Raw genomic sequence first — 17081 nt, 5'->3', positions numbered from 1 at the left:
ATCGACGCACTGATCGCTTGCGGCGCCCGCCCCGCGGCACCGCATCGAGTCACTGCCGCTGGTGCCACCAGGCCGCCGCCTCGCCGCGGCTGCTGGCACCGATCTTGTCGAGGATGTTGGCCACGTGGCGCTTGACGGTGTGCGGGCTCAGGTCGAAGGCGCGGGCGATCAGCTTGTTGCTTTCGCCGGCGGCGATGCGCTCCAGCACCTCCGCCTCGCGCGGGCTCAGATCCTGCTGAAGTCGTGATGGTCCGCGAGCGGCCGCCTCGCGGCCTTCACCATCGGTCGGGGTCGCCATCGTGCCGGCGCGCAGGGCTTGCAGCCGGCGCAGCGCCTCGTGCAGCGGCGCGAGCAGGACCGCAGCGGCGTCATCCGCCCAGGTCGCGCGCGCCAACTCGGCCAGCACCGCTTCGCCCGACATCATCAAGCCGGCGACCTCGCCGCTCTGCCCCGCCTGCTGCAGCAGCGGCGACAACGCACGCCAGGCGGCAGTGCGGTCGCCGCACCGCAGATGAGCCAGCGCGGCGAGCGCGCGCACGCCGGCGTCCAACCCCAGCGTGTCGAGCGTCGATGACTCGGCCAGTGCCGCCGCCAGCAGCGGCACCGCGTCGCCGGCCCGGCCCGTTTGCAGCGCGAGCTGGCCGCGCAGCAGCTGCCGTGCCGCGCGCATGAACGGCCATTCGCGCGCATGCGCACTGGCCTCCAAGCGCGGCATCAGGCTCGCAATGCTGGCCTGATCGTCGACCAGCCAGGCCAGCCGCAGCGCGAGAAACAGGTAGACGCCACCCCAGCCCGATCGCCGCTGCTCGTCGTTTTCCACGTCGTCGAGCAGGTCCTGCCACAAGGCCCGGGCCGGTGCGGCCTCGCCGCGCAGCGCGTGGTCGGTCGCCAGCAGCAGCTGCAGCGGCAGGCGCAGGTTGCGCGGCCGTGCGAACCACGCCTCGCCCTGCTGCACCTCGCGCACCACGCTGCGCGCCGCATCGGCGTCGCCGCGCCACAGCAGCAGCCAGGCCTGCAGCATCAGTGCGCCGGCACGCAACGCGCCCTCGCGCTCGCCGGCGCGGTCCAGCGCGTGCATCACGTAGCGCTCGAGCGCCCGCCGCATGCCGGGCAGGCCGACGAACTGCATGTGCGGCATGCAGGCGAACCACGGCGTCGGGTCGATGCAGCGCTCGAGCACGTCGACCATCGCCCCGAGATGCGCAGCCGCATTCGCGGCGGGGCCGCGCATCACGGCGTCCCAGGTGCTGACGAGCATCACGAAGGCCTGCGTGGGATCGTCGCCATCGGGCGCGACGGCGCGCAGCTCCGCCAGGCGTTGCGCCGCGGCGTCGAGCTGGCCGCAGCCGCTGAGCGCGACGACCTCGTAAGCGCGCGAGCGGCGCGCGAGCTGCGGCACTCCGGCACGCTCGAAGCCCAGCGCCGCGCGCGCCATCGACGTCTGCATCGTGGCCCACTCCCAATGCGTTCCGGCGCACAGGCCGCGCAGGTGCAGCAGCTGCGGCGGGCTGTGCGCCTGCGGAATCTGCTCGATCAGGCGCACCACCTGCGCGCCGGCGCCGGCCTGCAGCAGCGCCGGCCCCACCTCGACCAGCGCCGCCGCGGCCTCGTCGTAGGCCGGTGCCAGCAGCAGCAGGCCGACCCGGCGCACCGGGTCGGTCTCGCCCGCGGCGGCGCGGCGGTACAGCGCCGGCAGCTCGGCCCCGAGCTCGAGCTTCAGGCGCTGGGCCAGGAAGTCGCGAAAGATGTCGTGCAGGCGCAGCGTGCGCTCGGGGCCTTCGAGCACGGTCACGAAGAGCTCGCGGCGCTCGATGTCGGCGAGCCGGTGCGCGGCCAGTGCGTCGCCCGACACCGCAGCGCAGCGCGCCGCGCTGAGCTCGGGCAGCACCGAGCAGCGCAGCAGGAAGTCGCGCATCTCGTCGGGCATGTCGCGCAGCACCTCGTCGGCGAGGTAGTCGAACAGGCGGCGATCCATCGGCCGGCCGGCGCCGGCCCAATCGATGCCCGCTGCGTCTCCCCGCTGCGCCAGCGCCGTCGTCAGCGCCAGCCGCAGCCCGGCCGCCCAGCCGCCGGTGCGCGCGAGCAGCAGGTCGGCATCGGCATCGGTGAGGGCCTGGCCGGCGTGGCCATCGAGCGCGGCGCCGAGCTGCAGCACCTCGCGGTGATCGAAGCTCAGCTCGGCCTGCCGGAACTCGGCCAGCTCGCCGGCCACGCGCAGGCGCGGCAGCGCCAGCGGCGGGTCGACGCGGCTGGCGATGACCAGGCCCCATGCGGGCGGCAGGCGCGCGACGAACAGATCAAGGAACTCGAACAGCGCCGTGTCGGTGCAGCGGTGCAGGTCATCGAGCACGATCACGCCGCGCGGCACCTCGGTGGCGGCCAGCGTGTTGATCAGCTCGTGCGCCACCGCGCTGCGCTCGCTCCGGTTGCCGCCGGCCGACATCGCCAGCGCATGGGAGTCGACGCGCCACGGAAGATCGTAGGGCTCGAGCGCCGTGAACAGGCACTCGAGCAGGCGCGGCAGGTCATCGCCCTCGTCCAGCGAGACCCAGGCCAGCGCCGTGCCGGCGGCCACGCCCTGGATCTGCCGCGTCAGCGCGACGGTCTTGCCGAAGCCGGCCGGCGCACTGATCAGCGTCAGGCGCTGTTCCGCGAGGGCTTCGCCGAGCGCCTGCTCCAGCGCCGGCCGGGCGATCAGGCTGGCGCGCTGGCGCGGCGGCTGGATCTTGGTGCGGGCGAAATTCATCGGAGCCGCGGATTGTGCCGGGGCCCCGTGCGCTCAGTGACAGCGGCCACTTTCGGCCGCCGCTCGCGCCCGGACTGCTTGTCTAGGCACCCATCGCGATGATCGCCAGGACCGCCGCGGCGTAGGGCGCGACGCCCAATGCGAGCTCGCGCAGCCAGCTGCGCTCACGCGGCGCGGTATGGTCCGCGCGATCGGCAGCATGTGTGCGGGGCCGCTGGCCTCGACCGGACATGAATGCCGCGAGTGCCTGCGGATAACGACGGAAGCTGATGGAGTGAAGGTGGATCATGATGCGTATTCAGCACATGAAGGGAATGGCGCCAGTGTGCGCCGCCCGCATGCATCGCGCATCACTGTGAGCATTTGTGCATGCCGGCGACGTTGCATCGTTCACGCGGCGACACCGCCGGACAATGGCGCATGAACAGCGACAGCGATTGGACCACCCCATTCGAGCGGGGCAACGGCAACCAGACCACCTCGTGGCAGGCGTGCATCGACTTCCATCAGCGGCTGGCACGGGCCCATCCGCAATGGCTGACGTTCGAAGAGGCCGGCCGCTCCGACGGAGGCATTCCGATCCACGTCGGCGTGTTCTCGTGCGATGGCGTGTTCGATCCACAAGCGGTGAAAGCCGCCGGCCGGCCGGTGTTCTTCAACAACAACGGAATCCACCCCGGCGAGCCCGAGGGCATCGACGCCTGCATGGCGATGCTGCGCGACCTGTGCCTCGATCCGGCGCGGCGCGCGGCGCTCGGGCGCACGGTGCTGGTCTTCATCCCCGTCTACAACGTCGATGGCGCGCTGAACCGGGCTGACTCGAGCCGCGTCAACCAGAACGGGCCGGAAGCCTTCGGCTTTCGCGGCAACGCGCGCCACCTCGACCTGAACCGCGATTTCATCAAGGCCGACAGCCTGAACGCCCGCTGCTTTGCGCAGGTGTTCACGCGCTGGGATCCCGATGTGATGGTCGACACCCACACATCGAACGGCGCCGACTACCAGCACGTGGTGACGCTGATCGCCACGCAGCCCGACAAGCTCGGCGGCCGCACCGCAGAGCACCTGCGCGAGGCGATGCTGCCGGCGCTGTACGCCGACATGGCGGCGCGCGGCTTTCCGATGTGCCCCTACGTGAATCCGCTGCAGGAGATTCCGGACGACGGCATTGCCGACTTCCTCGATTCACCGCGCTTTTCCACCGGCTACGCCGCCTTGCATCACACGATCGGCTTCATGCCCGAGACGCACATGCTCAAGCCCTTCGCGGCGCGTTACCACGGCACGCGCGCGCTGGTGGACAGCGCGCTGGCCCACACGACGGCGCACGGCGACGCGATCCGCGCCGCGCGCGCTGCCGACCGCGCGGCCGTCTCGGGCGGTGCGCCGGTCGCGCTGGACTGGAAGCTCGACCTGCAGCGCAGCCGCCCGTTCCGGTTCAGCGGCTTCCAGGCGGTGCATGAGCCGAGCCGGCTCGGGCGCTATGAGCGCCTGCGCTACGACCGCACGATGCCATGGCAGAAGGACATCCCGTACTTCGACCGCTACGAAGCCACCGCCACTGCCGTGCCGCCGCGGGGTTATCACCTGCCGCAGGCCTGGCACGACGTCGCGCAGCGCCTGCAGGCCCATGGCGTGCCGCTGCAGCGTGCCGACCGCGCCGTGCGCCTGCGCGCCGAGGCCTACCGCATTCAACGCTGCGAGAAGCGGCCCCTGCCCTTCGAGGGCCGGCACCTGCACCACGTGCTGGAGGTGCAGATCGAGCCGCGGGTCGCCGAGGTGGCCGAGGGTGACTGGCTGCTGCCGCTCGGCGGGCCGCATGACCGCTTCATCGTCGAAGTGCTGGAGCCGCTGGGCATCGACAGCTTCCTGCGCTGGGCGTTCTTCGACAGCGTGCTCGACAAGAAGGAGCACTTCAGCGACTACCTGTTCGAGGACGAGGCCGAACGGCTGCTGGCCGCCGAGCCGGACCTGCGCCGCCGCTTCGAGGCCTGGCAGGCCGAGCATCCCGCGCTGCTCGACGACCGCCAAGCCGTGCTCGGCTTCATCTTCCGCAACGCGCGGCGTTATGCGGAGCCCGAGTGGCGCCGGTATCCCGTGCAACGCCTGCTCGAGCTCCCCTGACCTCCAACCGTCAGCGCTTGATGAACTCCAGCAGGTCCTTGTTCAGCCGATCCTTGTGGGTGTCGGTGATGCCGTGCGGGCCGCCGGCGTACTCGATCAGGCGGGCGTTCCTGACCAGCTTCGCGGTCGCGCGGCCGGTGGTCTCGATCGGCACGATCTGGTCGTCATCGCCATGGATCACCAGCGTCGGCTTGTCGAGCTTCTTCAGGTCTTCGACGAAGTCGCTTTCCGAGAAGGCCTTGATCGAATCGTAGGTCGCCTTGTGGTCGGCCAGCATCCCCTGGCGCCAGAACGAATCGATCTGCCCTGCGGACGGCTTCGCACCCGGCCGGTTGAAACCGAAGAAGGGGCCGCCGGCGATGTCCTTGTAGAGCTGGGCCCGGTTGTCCAGCGAGGCCTTGCGCAGGCCATCGAAGACCTCCATCGGCACGCCCTGGGCGTTGGCCGGCGTCTTGACCATGATCGGCGTGACCGCGCCGACCAGCACGACCTTGGCGACGCGCCGCGTGCCATGGCGGCCGACGTAGCGCGCCACCTCGCCACCGCCGGTCGAGAAGCCCACCAGCGTCGCGTTCTTCAGGTTCAGCGCGTCGAGCACGGCGGCGAGGTCGTCGGCGTACTGGTCCATCGTGTTGCCGCTCCACGACTGCCCCGAGCGCCCATGGCCGCGGCGGTCGTGCGCCACGACGCGGTAGCCCTGGTCGGCCAGGAACAGCATCTGCGACTCCCAGCTGTCGGCGTTGAGCGGCCAGCCGTGGCTGAAGACGACGACGGGGCCGTCCTTCGGACCCCAATCCTTGTAGTACAGCGGCGTGCCGTCCTTCGCGGCGATGGTGGTCGCGGCGACGGCGCGGGCGACCGGCTGCGCGGCCGGCTGTGCGTGCGACGCCATCGCGGCGGCGGCAAGGGTCGAGACGGCGAAGAGCTGGGCAAGGCGGTTCATCGTGGATCTCCGGTTCGGGTGGGTTGACAGGACGAACTGTGCCGGGAGATCCCGTACCATATGACTCATTTCGTACGCATTACTTGATCTGGAGTTCATGCGATGGCAGATCGACTGGCGGCACTGCTGGCTCACTTCTCGGTCAGCGCACGCACCTTCCACGCCGGCGCGCTCTGCGGCATCAACACGCTCGACGCACAGGAGCCGTTCGGCCAGCTGCACCTGATCCGCGAGGGCCAGGTCGAGGTTCGCCATGGCTTGCGCACGGCGCTGCGCATCGATGAGCCCAGCCTGCTGCTGTACCCGCGCCCGATGGCCCACGGCTTCGTCACCGACAAGCAGCGCGGCGCGACTTTCGTCTGCGCCCATGTGTCGTTCGAAGGCGGGCAGGCCAACCCGATTGCCGCCGCGCTGCCGCCGTTCGTGTGCCTGCCGCTTCAGCGCCTGCCGGGCAGCGAGCCGATCCTGCAGCTGCTGTTCGCCGAGGCCGAGTCCGAGAACTGCGGGCGCCAGGCGATGCTCGATCGCCTGTTCGAAGTGGTGCTGATCCAGGTCCTGCGGGTGCTGATGGAGCAGCGCCAGCTGCAGCCCGGCATGCTCGCCGGCCTGGCCGACGAGCGGCTGCGCCGGGCGCTGGTGGCGCTGCACGAAGCGCCCGAGCAGGACTGGTCGCTCGAGGCGCTGGCCCGGCAGGCCGGCATGTCGCGCACCGTGTTCGCGAACACGTTTCGCGACCGCGTCGGCGTGACGCCCGGCAGCTACCTGCAGCGCTGGCGTGTCGGCCTGGCGCAGAAGCGCCTGCGCCAGGGCCAGGCGCTCAAGCTGATCGCCGCCGAAGTGGGCTACGGCAGCGAGGCGGCGCTGTCGCGGGCGTTCCGCGCGCAGACCGGGTCTTCGCCGCGGGAGTGGCGCAAGTCGGACGCGGCGGACGCTTGAGCTAACGCACGAACTGCTCGGCGTCTAAGGGTTCTGAACAGCCCCAGCGCGAAACGACCGGATGAGAAGCAGCCAGGCAATCGTGGCAAAGCAGGTCGCGACGCCGATGGCCACGGCCGCGAACAACAGCCCGGGCGGCACCTTCTCGGCGTTCAGCGCGACCAGCAGACGGGGAAACTGCAGCGCGGCGACCGACGCGGCGATGGTCCACAGCGGCAGCAGCAGTGCCACCTGGCCGACGCGCTGCCAGCGCCGGGAAAGCGCGTGCCGCCCGAGCACGAACAGCCACAGGACCGGCCACAGCGCCATCGGCACCGCGAAGAGGATGATCAGCGCCAGGATTGCAAGGTTCATCGAGCCCGCGCAGTATGCCGTGCGGTTCGAGATCACTTGTCCGATGTGGACGTGAAACGGGGCCGGCGCGCGCAGGGCTTGTCAGGGGGCCGGTCGGTGAAGAGGCACTCCGGAGAAGTCGAGCGTCGCCCGCAACACGGTCCCGGTGGCCGATTCGGTGCAGTACAGCGTCTTGCGCGCCGGTCCGCCAAAGGCAAGGTTGGTGAGCGACGTGCCGGTGCAGCTGCGCAGCACGATCTCGGGTTCTGCGCGATGGTTGAGCACCCACGCGACGCCGAGTCCCGGATTCGCCACGATGACGCGCCCCGTGTCGTCAACGGCCAATCCGTCGGGCCCGCTCGGGCCGTAGGAAGTGAAGAAGGCGCTGACCTTCGAGACGCTGCCATCCGGCAGCAGCGGAACCCGCCACACCTGATTGCCGCGAGTGACCGCCAGGTACAACACGCGTTCGTCAGGCGCTAGCGCGACGCCGTTCGGGCTCGGCACATTCGACAGCAACAGATCCAGCTGGCCATTGGGGCGAAGGCGATACAGCCTCCCCGTCGGGTCGTGCAGTCCGGTCTGCCCCTGGTCGGTGAAATAGAGGTTGCCGTGGCTGTCGAAGACGAGATCGTTCACGCCCTTGAAGCGCTCGCTGTTGCGGCGGTCCAGGTACGGCCGCACCGTGCCGGTCGTCACGTCGCACGCCATCAGGCCGTTGCGATAGTCGGTGACGACCAGTTCGCGCTCGTTCAGAAACTTCAGGCCGTTGGGCTCGCCCTCCCACTCGGCCACCAGCGCCCATTCGCCGCGTGCATCGATGCGAAAGACGCGGCCGAAGGCAATGTCGCTCACGTACAGGTTGCCCGATGCATCGAACACGGGCCCTTCGAGGAACGAGTCCGTGGCTTGGCCGCCGCGGTTCGCGTCGGCCCAGGCCGATCGGACGCCGGCGCGGCGGAACCGATCCGGCAGGCGCGTGAAGACCTCGGTGTCTCGCACCTCGGGCGGCTGCAGCAGGAACATCGTCGTGCCTCCGTGGATGGATCACTGGCGCTCGAACGCCGTGTTGGCGGCCACCCTGCCCCAGTGCGCGGTGCGCTCGGCCAGGTCTTTCGCGAAGGCGGCCGAATCCCAGTGGCCGGGCTCGGACGCAATGCCCTCCGCGAAGGCCTTCATGTCGGCCGAGGCCATCGCCGTCGCGATCTCCTTCTGCAGGCGGTCGATCACCGCCTGCGGCGTGCCCTTGGGCGCCCACAGCCCGGTGAAGTTGATGAGGCCGAAGTTCTTGAGGCCGGCCTCGGAGAAAGTCGGCACGTCGGGCAGCGCTGCCAGGCGGCGGCTGCCGCTGACGCCCAGCAATCGCGCCTTGCCGCCCTTGACCTGCCCCATCACGCCCGGCGTCGAGGCGACCTGGAAGTCGACCGTGCCCGACAGCATGCCCAGCGTCGCCTCGCCCGCGCCCTTGAACGGGATGTGCATGAAATTCGCGCCGGCCGCGATGCCCAGGGCCTCGCTGACGAAGTGCGGCGTGGTGCCTGCGCCGCCGGTGCCGTAGGTGATCCGGTTGGGCTCGGCTTTCGCGGCGTTGACCAGGTCGCCGAGCGTGCGGAACTTCGAGTCGGCCTTCACGACCACGCTCATCGGCGCGAACACGAAGGCGCCGACGGGCAGCAGGTCGTGCGCATGGTCGAACGGCAACTTCTTGAAGATGTGCGGCAGCAGCGCGTAGGTGGTGTCGTTGGCTGCCAACGTGTAGCCGTCCGCCGCCGACTGCACCACCTGCGACAGGCCGATCGTGCCCGTGGCGCCGGCCTTGTTCTCGACGAAGAAGGTCTGGCCGGTCTGCTCCTGCAGCTTGGACGCCATCTTGCGGGTGACCACGTCGACCGAGCCGCCCGGCGGGTACGGAACGATGATCCTGACCGGCTTGGCCGGCCAGGCTTGAGCCTGTGCCAGCGAGCAGAGGGCAAAGGCCGCGGCCGCGAATGCGAGGCGAAGGCTGGTCTTCATGGCGTGTCTCCAGACGGAAGTCGGTGCTCGGTTGGCAGCTTGTCTAGGCATGTGCGCGCCATGCGCTCAGCCGTTCAGCACCGCCAGCGCGTTCTGCGCCGCGGCCAGGCCCATCTTCACGTAGGCATCGGCGGTGACGCCGCCGATGTGCGGGCTCAGCGTGATGCGCGACTCGCCGTGGAACGGGTGCGGCGCAGTCATCGGCTCGACGGCAAAGCTGTCAAGGCCGGCGCTGGCCACCTGGCCTGAGCGGATCGCGGCCAGCAGTGCGTCCTCGTCGATCAGCCCGCCGCGCGCGGTGTTGACGACGATCACGCCGGGCTTGCACGCCGCCAGCGTCGTCGCGTTCAGCAGCTTCGCGTTGTCGGCGGTCAGCGGGCAGTGCAGCGAGATCGCATCGGACTCGCGCCAGATCGTCTCCAGCGCAGCCGGCATGACATACGCCGGCAGGTTCGTCGCATAGGGGTCGAAGCCCAGCACGCGCAGGCCCATCGCGTCGGCGACGCGGGCGAAGCGCAGCCCGATGGCGCCGAGTCCTATCACGCCGATGGTGCGTCCTTCGAGCTCGACGCTCTTGTGCGTCGCCTTGTCCCAGTGCCCGGCGTGCATGCGCCGGTCCAGCGCCACGACGGACTTCGCGCAGGCCAGCAGCAGCGCCAGCGCCTGCTCGGCCACCGCCGCCGCGTTGGCGCCGGCAGCCGCGACGACCTGGATGCCGCGCGCCTTCGCGGCCGCCTTGTCGATGGTGTCGGTGCCGCTGCCGTGCTTGGAGATCACCTTCAGGCTGGGCGCGGCATCCATCGCCGCGGCGCCGACCTTGCTGTAGCGCACGATGATCGCCACCGGATCGTGCCGACGGCACAGCTCGACGATGCCGTCCTCGGTCGGCGTCTTGCCGGCGAAGACCATCTCGTAGTCGCCCAGCAGGGCCAGCGCCTGCGGCGCCAGGTCGCTGCCCGTGACCAGGAAGACCGGCCGCCGGCTCACAACGTCTCCCCGTCGCCGATCACGCCGGCGGCGCGCAGCGCGCCGTCGAGCCAGCCCGGGCGCAGCGCCCTGCGACCCTTGATGTCGGTGATGCGCTTGGTTTCCGCGGCGACCTTGTCGGCCGCCAGCGGCAGCATCGCGGCGGCCTTGGCGCGCTCGATCACCGTCACGCCGTCGGCGTCGCCGACCACCAGGTCGCCCGGGCACACGGTGACGCCACCGATCGAGATCGGGTGGTTCAAGCGGCCGGGCACGAACTTGGTCGGGCCGTTCGGATTGAGGCCGGCCGCGAACATCGGGAAACCGAGCTCGCGAATCGCCTCGCTGTCGCGCACCGCGCCGTCGATCACCACGGCAGCGACGCCGAGCGCGACGCATTGCTGCGACATGATCTCGCCCATCAGCGCGCTCGACAGGTCGCCCTTGCCGTCGACGATGATCACGTCCCCGGGCTTGGCGATGGCCATCGCGGCGTGGATCATCAGGTTGTCGCCGGGGCGCACCTCGACCGTCAGCGCGGGGCCGGCGAAACGCATCGTCGGCGCCAGCGGCGCGATGCGGCCATGCAGCGCGCCGCGGCGGCCGGCCACGTCGGCCAGGATCGACGACGGGTAGCGGGCGGCCTGGTCGACCACGCCGGCGTCGACGCGCTCGAACTCGCGGATCACGTCGGGCAATGCAGCGGCTTGACTCATCTGAATCTCCAATAACTCGTTAAAGGGATGGCAGCCGGCGGATGCACCGGCCGCAGTGGCGCGGCGAGCTCAGTCGATCCGCGCGCCCGAATCCTTGACGACCTTGCCCCAGCGCGGAATCTCGTCCTTGATCAGGGCCGCGAACTGCTCGGGCGTGCCGCCGGCTGGATCGGCGCCTTCGTCGCCCAGCTTCTTGCGCAGCTCGGGCTGCTGCAGCGCCTTGTTGAACTCGGCGTTGATTCTGGCGATCACGTCCTTCGGCGTGCCGGCCGGCGCCAGCAGGCCGAACCAGGTCACCGCATCGAAGCCCTTGTAGCCCGACTCGTTGATCGTCGGCACGTTCGGCAGGTCGTCGACGCGCCTGGCCGAGGTGACCGCCAGCGCCCGCAGCTTGCCCTGCTTGATCTGGCCCAGCAGCGTCGGCACCGAGGACATGTAGAGCTCGACGGTGCCGCTGATCACGTCGGTCAGCGCCTGCGCCGCACCCTTGTACGGCACATGCTGCGTCTTCACGCCGGCGGCCTTCTGGAACAACTCGCTCGTCAGGTGCGCCACCGTGCCGTTGCCGGGCGAGGCGAAGTTGACGGCTCCGGGCTTGGCCTTCGCTGCGTTGACCGCATCGGCCAGTGTCTTGTACGGCGACGTGGCGCTGGTCACCATCACCAGCGGCGCGTTGGCCACCAGCACGATCGGCGTCAGGTCCTTCTGCGAGTCGTACGGCATCTTCGCGTACAGCGTCGGATTGATCGCCAGGTTGCTGGTCTGGCCGAGCACGATCGTGTAGCCGTCGGCCGCCGACTTGGCGACCGCATCGACGCCCAGGTTGCCGCCGGCGCCCGGCTTGTTCTCGATCACGAAGGTCCAGCCGGTCGCCGTGGCGACCTTCTGGCTGGTTTCGCGGGCGATGATGTCCGTGCCACCTCCCGGCGGAAACGGGACGATCAGGCGGATCGGCTTGGAGGGGAAGGCCTGCGCGAAGGCGCCGGTCGTGAGCGTGGCGGCGGTGATCGCCAGCAGGGTGCGTCGGGTAAAGGTCATGCTGTCTCCGTTGTCCCTCGGGCGCCTGCTCGTACGGCGGGCTGTCGATGGGATTGAGTATTGGCGCTGCCAGGCCTACAGTCCAATCGATAGTTTTTTAGCAACCATAGATCCGGCTTTTGCAATGGACCTGCGAGACCTGCGCTATTTCGAAGTCATTGCCACGCTGGAGCATCTGGGCAAGGCGTCCCGGCAGCTGCACCGCACGCAGCCGGCGTTGACCAGCTGCATCCGCCGCCTCGAAGAGCAGTGCGGCGCGCCGCTGTTCGAAAAGGCGGGACGTGGCATCCGGCTCAGCGCTGCCGGCCGCGTGCTGCTGAAGTGGGCGCAGCGCCTGCGCTTCGACGAGGAGGACGCGCGGCGCGAGATGGCGAGCATCGGGCAGGGACTGTCCGGGCACGTGCGCATCGGCATCGTGCCGACGGCTGCTCAGTTCCTGCTGCCCCCGGTGGCGCGACAGCTGCTGGACGAAGCGCCGGAAGTCACGCTCCGAACAGTCGTGGGTCTCATCGATACGCTCAAGCCGCTGCTGCGCAGCGGCGAGCTCGATCTGATGGTTGGCACGGAGAGCCCGGAGGAGGACGGATTCGCCTCTCACCTGCTTGCCGAGGATGTGATCGTCGTCGCGGCGAGCGCCAGCCATCCCCTCTTGCGCGGCCAGCCGACGCTGAAGGATCTCACCTCCTATCGCTGGGCGCTGCAGCCTCCGGGCGCGCCCACGCGCGACTGGCTGGACCACACCTTCGACCGCAAGCGCCTGCCGCGACCGCGCGTCCAGGTCGAAAGCACGATGCTGCTGATGCTTCCGGCGCTTATCGCCGAGACGGGCCTGCTGAGCTTCATTTCCCGCCATCACCTCGCGGGAAGGCACGGCGGATCCAGGCTCAAGGAGATCGTGCTGAAGGAAACGACCATGCGGCGCCGCCTGGTCGTGACGCATCGGGTCAACAGCTATCTTTCGCCGGCCTCGCTGCGCCTCATCGCCCTGCTGTCAAAGACCCCCGCGGCGTCCTGACACAAAAGAAAAAACCCGGTAGGCCGTTGCGAGACAACGGATCTACCGGGTTTTTAGTGTTGGTAGGCGCGATTGGACTCGAACCAACGACCCCCACCATGTCAAGGATGTCGACTCTGACAAGGACTTAGCGCAACTTTTCGGAAGCGACCTGCGCCGACCATCCGCGACACAAGTGGTTCTCGCAAAATCGGTACCTCTTGCGTCCGCGCTGGATGTTTGATCCGGCCCGCTCGGGGGGTGTTCAGCCACTCCAACGACACGCTCGCATTGCAGCCGGGCCTCGACCTGCATATAGGCCCGCCCTCACTTGGAGCCCCTCTTCTTTGCGGGCGCCTTCCTGGCGACAACCTTGGTGGCCGGCATGGCCTTGCCCGGTTTCGCAGCGCCAACCACGGCGTCGTAGGCCTTGCGAAGGTAGGCCGCCAGGGGCGCCAAGTCCCTGTTCATGCAGGCCGACGCAGCATTCGCGTAGCCGCGCCCGGCGGGGCGGGGCCGCAAGGCGAGGACCGGAGGCATGCCGTACCTTTGCATGATGAGGTTGGCCCAGATCCGGGACGTCCTTCCGTTGCCGTTGATGAACGGATGGATGCGCACCCACTCCCCGTGTGCATAGGCTGCAAGCTCGATCACGGCCTCGCGCCCGTCATCGTCCAGGGTCGCCGGCGTCGCGTACATCGCGTCCAGGGCAGCAACGACCGCCTGCACGCGAGACTCGAACGCCCGGGCCTCGGCGTCCACGTCAGCGTAAGGTGTGCCCAGGATGCCGGCAATTTCCACGTCTTCGGCGAGTGCCGGGAAACCCGGCATGCCCCTGAAGCGTCCGACGTAGGTGGGGTCCCCGGCATCGAGGCCATGCATCATCACCGTGTGCCATTCGCGCATGCGCTTCAGCGTCGGCGTCACGCGTCGAGCGGCGTCGTCGTGAACCGCGGCATCGATGAGCGCGAGATTGGCGAGCAGCGTTGGGCTGTTGGCGTCCCAGTGTGGAAGCGCAGTGGTGGGGGACGTGGCCACGGGCTAGCGGCGGAGCAGCTCGCGAACTTTTCTCAGGGCCGGTCCGGCCGCCACGGCCTCTGTTGGAGGCGCGGATGCCCCGGGCTTCACCCCATCGCGCGCCGGCACCTTCACACGGACGATTCGGCCCTCCATCGGATCGTCCTTGCCGTACAGCGCTTCGCCCTCGACGAACGCTTGGCGCGCCGCCACGAAGTCCGGGTCCGCGAGGCGATACGCGTGCAGTTGTTCGAGTGTTGTCGTGAGCTCAGACTCCACCTCGGCGGTCCGCCTCTGGATGTATTCGCCAACCGCCTCGTTCACCATCTTGTTGATGGGCATCTTGAGGATCCGCTTCAGGATCACGAGGCCCTTCTCGTAGGACGGCTGCAGTCGCAGCGTCTTGGTTCGCACCGCATCCTCGTTCGACCCGGCGAGGGCCTGTGGCACCTCGGCAGGGCCGATCTTGGTGATGCGCTTGCCCCCCGCGGCGCGTGGCTTCGCACGCTTCGCCGTAGCGCCTCGCGCCTTCGCGGGGGCGGACTTGCTGCGGATGGGTGTCGAGACTTTGCTCATGCTTTGAGAATAGCCTTGAGCTCGAGTGGTGTCAAACTATCAGATTGGCACCAAACTGTGCGGAGTCCGGCGGACTGCCGGTTTCAGGGGCCGGATCGAGCGTCAGCGTAGTGCCCATGATGCCGTCCAGCTCGGCCATGTTCAGCGCGTGCATCGCGGCGAACTGACATGCGTGGGTGTGTCGAAGTCGGGCTCGCCTGCGGACAGCGAGATCACCCTGGCGCCAGCGGCGCGGCGCTCGGCCACACGGTCCATCATGCGGTAGGTGGCCGAGGGTCTGGCCGTGGCCAGGTGGGCGTTCAAGCACTGCAGGCTGCCGTTCATGTCGGGGCTCCTGCCTTGATCGCTTCGAACTCCTTGTCGTGCATCACGTCCTCGACCGATCGGCCCGAGCGCACCGCATGCACCATGCCCTCCTGCCGGCGCCCGATGCGCTCGGCCAGGTCCAGCACCTCGTCGATGCGATCAGAGGGCACGAACACCGTGCCGCAGCGGTCGGCGATGACGTAGTCGTCCTCCCTGACCGTCACGCCCGCGACTTGGATCGGCGTACCCGAGGCCAGCTGCACCACCCGATTGCGTGCGCTGACCATCGTGACGCCACGGCCGTAGACCGGATAGGAGATCGCTTCGTTGGCTTCGATGTCGCGGCTGAAGCCGTCGATCACCGTGCCACGCACGTGCTTCACCTTGGCGGCGTTGGCGAGGATGTCTCCCCAACAAGACACACCGTCGATGCCGCCTGCGATCACCAGAACACGGTCGGCACCATTGATCGCCGCAATCACCGGCGAGATCAGGTGCACGGTCGGTGCACTGCCGCTCTTCGGACCGAGCTGGACGGTGCTGGCACGACCGACAAGCTTCGGGCAGTCCCACAGCGGGCGCAGCCCAACCGTGGCGCCTGGCAACGAGAGGAAATCGAGCGCGTCCGACACCGTGTTCGTGTCGAGGCGAGCGAGACGATCAAGGCTGGAGGGGCACATTGCAAGGTCTCATGAAAGCACAGGCTACTGCGTACGGATCATGAGCTCGATGCATCAATCCAGCGTCGCCCCTGTCAGCTTGACCAAGCCCTCGTAGCGGGCAAGTTCGGCGCGCCAGAACCTCGAGAACTCGTCCGGCGAGCCGGCGCGCACCTCGGCGCCGATGTCTGCCAGGCGCTTGCCGAGATCCCCTGACTTCAGCGCTTGGTTGACCGCTGCATTGACTTTCGTGACGACTGCCTGCGGCGTGCCTGCTGGCGCAGCGACGCCGTACCAGGCATTCATGATCATGCCCTTGATGCCGAGTTCGTCGAACGTCGGCACATCCGGGATCAGCGGGCTGCGCTTGTCGGCGGCCACTGCCAGGGCGCGAATCTTCCCTCCCTTGATGTGCGGGAACGCGCCGGTGTCGAACATCAGTTCGAGTTGGCCACCCATGACGTCGGTGAGCGCCGGACCACTGCCCTTGTACGGCACATGCGTGACGTCGATCCTTGCCACCGACTTGAACAGCTCGCCCGCGAGGTGCGCCGAGTTGCCGACTCCGCCCGAGCCGTAGGCCAGCTTGCCCGGTGCCGCCTTGGCCGCCGCGATCACGTCTTTGGGTGACTTGAATGACGATGCCGCCGGCACGACAAGGACGCTCGGAATCACTGCCAACGAAGCGACCGGGGTGAAATCCTTCACCGGATCGAAGCCGGTCTTCTTGTACAGATGCGGGTTGGCTGCGTTCGTCGAGCTGGTGGCCAGCAGCAGCGTATGGCCATCGGGCGCTGAGCGGATGAACTGCTGGGTGCCGATGTTGCCGCCAGCGCCGGCAAGGTTCTCGACGAAGACGGTCTTGCCGAATTCGGCGGTCAAGGACGCTGCCACTGCGCGCCCTACAGCATCGGCTGCGCCTCCGGCCGGCCACGGCACGATGAGTCGGACCGACTTGTCGGGATAGGTCTGTGCGTGGACCGTGGGCAACATCGCTGCGCTGGCCAGCAGCACGGAAAGAAGTTTGATCAGGTGACTCATTCTGTTGTCTCCGTAGGTTCGCATGCTGTCAACGCAGTCCCAGGCTCTCGAGGGTCGGTCTCAGCCCCAACAGCTCTGCCGTGCTAGCGCCCTGCTCGATGGCCGATCGGAACCCGGCCTCCTTGGCTTCTCGCGCCCTCGCGCTGGCGAGCACGGACTCCGCCTCGCCGGGCGCCACGATCACCAGTCCGTCGCGATCGCCCACCACGATGTCGCCGGGCCGGATCAGCACGTCACCGATGCACACCGGCACGTTGACCCTGCCGGGGTGCACCTTGCCCGTGCCCTTGATGGACAGGCCACGGCAGAACACCGGGAAACCCATCGCGGCGATCGCTTCAGCGTCGCGGACGGCGCCGTGGATGACCAGCCCGGCCACGCCTGCCTTCAGCGCCGCGGCCGTCAGCACGTCGCCCCAAGGCCCCGCCTCGAGGAAGCCCTTGGCATCGACAACCAGGACGTCGCCGGGCCTGGCCTTCAAGAGTGCGTAGTGCAGCATCAGGTTGTCGGCGGGGCGGGTGTCCACGGTCAGTGCCGGACCCACCAGCCGCGATGCCTGGTCGATCGGCTTCATGCCACTGTCGAGGGCACCCTTGGCACCCTGCGCCTCGTAGACCGTCGCGGCGCCGAGCGCACGCAGTTCTTCGTAGATCGCTTGCTGATTCATCTGTGT

At 68.8% G+C, this 17081-nt stretch carries 17 protein-coding genes and 1 pseudogene; 3 read left to right on the top strand and 15 right to left on the bottom strand.

Translation table 11 applies throughout. From position 1 onward, the window contains the following. Positions 1–49 precede the first annotated feature (49 nt). The gene (locus HLB44_RS26495) at positions 50–2746 is read right to left on the bottom strand and encodes a winged helix-turn-helix domain-containing protein (RefSeq protein ID WP_173129823.1); all 2697 of its coding nucleotides are present in this window, start codon (positions 2744–2746) and stop codon (positions 50–52) included. Positions 2747–2828: 82 nt separating this feature from the next. After that, on the bottom strand, positions 2829–3035 hold the full coding sequence (locus HLB44_RS26490) for a hypothetical protein (RefSeq protein ID WP_173129820.1): 207 nt from the start codon (positions 3033–3035) through the stop codon (positions 2829–2831). 131 nt (positions 3036–3166) lie between these two features. Here HLB44_RS26490 and HLB44_RS26485 point away from each other — a divergent pair, with 131 nt between their 5' ends. Then, a complete protein-coding gene (locus tag HLB44_RS26485) occupies positions 3167–4870 on the top strand; it encodes a M14 family zinc carboxypeptidase (protein ID WP_173129817.1) in 1704 nt (567 codons plus the stop codon). Between the two features lie 10 nt (positions 4871–4880). Here the strand turns inward: HLB44_RS26485 and HLB44_RS26480 are convergent, their stop codons facing one another. Continuing rightward, a complete protein-coding gene (locus HLB44_RS26480; protein ID WP_173129814.1) occupies positions 4881–5813 on the bottom strand; it encodes an alpha/beta fold hydrolase in 933 nt (310 codons plus the stop codon). 102 nt (positions 5814–5915) lie between these two features. On the opposite strand from HLB44_RS26480, the gene HLB44_RS26475 reads away from it, so the two are divergent. After that, positions 5916–6749 carry an AraC family transcriptional regulator gene (locus HLB44_RS26475; RefSeq protein ID WP_173129811.1) on the top strand — a complete coding sequence of 278 codons (834 nt, stop codon included), beginning with the start codon at positions 5916–5918 and terminating at the stop codon, positions 6747–6749. A 24-nt stretch (positions 6750–6773) separates the two neighbouring features. Here HLB44_RS26475 and HLB44_RS26470 read toward each other — a convergent pair whose 3' ends face one another. The 6 genes from HLB44_RS26470 to HLB44_RS26445 all read right to left on the bottom strand — a co-directional run bounded on the left by HLB44_RS26470 (position 6774) and on the right by HLB44_RS26445 (position 11815). Next, positions 6774–7139 (bottom strand): hypothetical protein, encoded by a 366-nt coding sequence (locus HLB44_RS26470; RefSeq protein WP_173129808.1) that lies wholly within the window; start codon positions 7137–7139, stop codon positions 6774–6776. Between the two features lie 45 nt (positions 7140–7184). Next, on the bottom strand, positions 7185–8108 hold the full coding sequence (locus HLB44_RS26465) for an SMP-30/gluconolactonase/LRE family protein (RefSeq protein ID WP_173129805.1): 924 nt from the start codon (positions 8106–8108) through the stop codon (positions 7185–7187). A gap of 21 nt (positions 8109–8129) precedes the next feature. Next, on the bottom strand, positions 8130–9095 hold the full coding sequence (locus HLB44_RS26460) for a Bug family tripartite tricarboxylate transporter substrate binding protein (RefSeq protein ID WP_173129802.1): 966 nt from the start codon (positions 9093–9095) through the stop codon (positions 8130–8132). 66 nt (positions 9096–9161) lie between these two features. Then, on the bottom strand, positions 9162–10082 hold the full coding sequence (locus HLB44_RS26455; RefSeq protein ID WP_173129799.1) for an NAD(P)-dependent oxidoreductase: 921 nt from the start codon (positions 10080–10082) through the stop codon (positions 9162–9164). Next, positions 10079–10777, bottom strand: a complete 699-nt coding sequence (locus tag HLB44_RS26450) for an RraA family protein (protein ID WP_173129797.1) — start codon at positions 10775–10777, stop codon at positions 10079–10081. The genes HLB44_RS26455 and HLB44_RS26450 overlap by 4 nt, the downstream gene beginning before the upstream one ends. 69 nt (positions 10778–10846) lie before the next feature. Further along, a complete protein-coding gene (locus HLB44_RS26445) occupies positions 10847–11815 on the bottom strand; it encodes a Bug family tripartite tricarboxylate transporter substrate binding protein (protein ID WP_173129794.1) in 969 nt (322 codons plus the stop codon). A 124-nt stretch (positions 11816–11939) separates the two neighbouring features. On the opposite strand from HLB44_RS26445, the gene HLB44_RS26440 reads away from it, so the two are divergent. Further along, entirely contained in the window at positions 11940–12830 is an 891-nt protein-coding gene (locus tag HLB44_RS26440) for a LysR substrate-binding domain-containing protein (RefSeq protein ID WP_173129790.1), read from the top strand. Positions 12831–13136: 306 nt separating this feature from the next. Here the strand turns inward: HLB44_RS26440 and HLB44_RS26435 are convergent, their stop codons facing one another. The 6 genes and pseudogenes from HLB44_RS26435 to HLB44_RS26410 form a co-directional block, all read right to left on the bottom strand. Then, positions 13137–13847: a Fic family protein gene (locus HLB44_RS26435; RefSeq protein ID WP_173129788.1), complete on the bottom strand. Its 711-nt coding sequence runs from the start codon at positions 13845–13847 to the stop codon at positions 13137–13139. A gap of 3 nt (positions 13848–13850) precedes the next feature. Then, complete coding sequence (locus HLB44_RS26430) at positions 13851–14402, bottom strand: hypothetical protein (RefSeq protein ID WP_173129786.1); 552 nt, start codon at positions 14400–14402, stop codon at positions 13851–13853. A gap of 165 nt (positions 14403–14567) precedes the next feature. Further along, positions 14568–14726: pseudogene (locus tag HLB44_RS26425) on the bottom strand (aspartate transaminase); the annotation flags it as partial. Beyond that, positions 14723–15388: an RraA family protein gene (locus HLB44_RS26420; RefSeq protein WP_173129784.1), complete on the bottom strand. Its 666-nt coding sequence runs from the start codon at positions 15386–15388 to the stop codon at positions 14723–14725. The pseudogene HLB44_RS26425 and the gene HLB44_RS26420, both read right to left, overlap by 4 nt. Before the next feature lie 54 nt (positions 15389–15442). After that, complete coding sequence (locus tag HLB44_RS26415) at positions 15443–16408, bottom strand: Bug family tripartite tricarboxylate transporter substrate binding protein (RefSeq protein WP_173129782.1); 966 nt, start codon at positions 16406–16408, stop codon at positions 15443–15445. A 28-nt stretch (positions 16409–16436) separates the two neighbouring features. Continuing rightward, a complete protein-coding gene (locus HLB44_RS26410) occupies positions 16437–17075 on the bottom strand; it encodes a 4-carboxy-4-hydroxy-2-oxoadipate aldolase/oxaloacetate decarboxylase (protein WP_173129780.1) in 639 nt (212 codons plus the stop codon). Positions 17076–17081 lie beyond the last annotated feature (6 nt).

Source organism: Pseudaquabacterium terrae (assembly GCF_013266755.1).
GTDB classification, from domain to species: domain Bacteria; phylum Pseudomonadota; class Gammaproteobacteria; order Burkholderiales; family Burkholderiaceae_C; genus Pseudaquabacterium; species Pseudaquabacterium terrae.
Note: the sequence above shows the minus strand (reverse complement) of the source record. Positions and strands in the feature narration are given on the sequence as shown.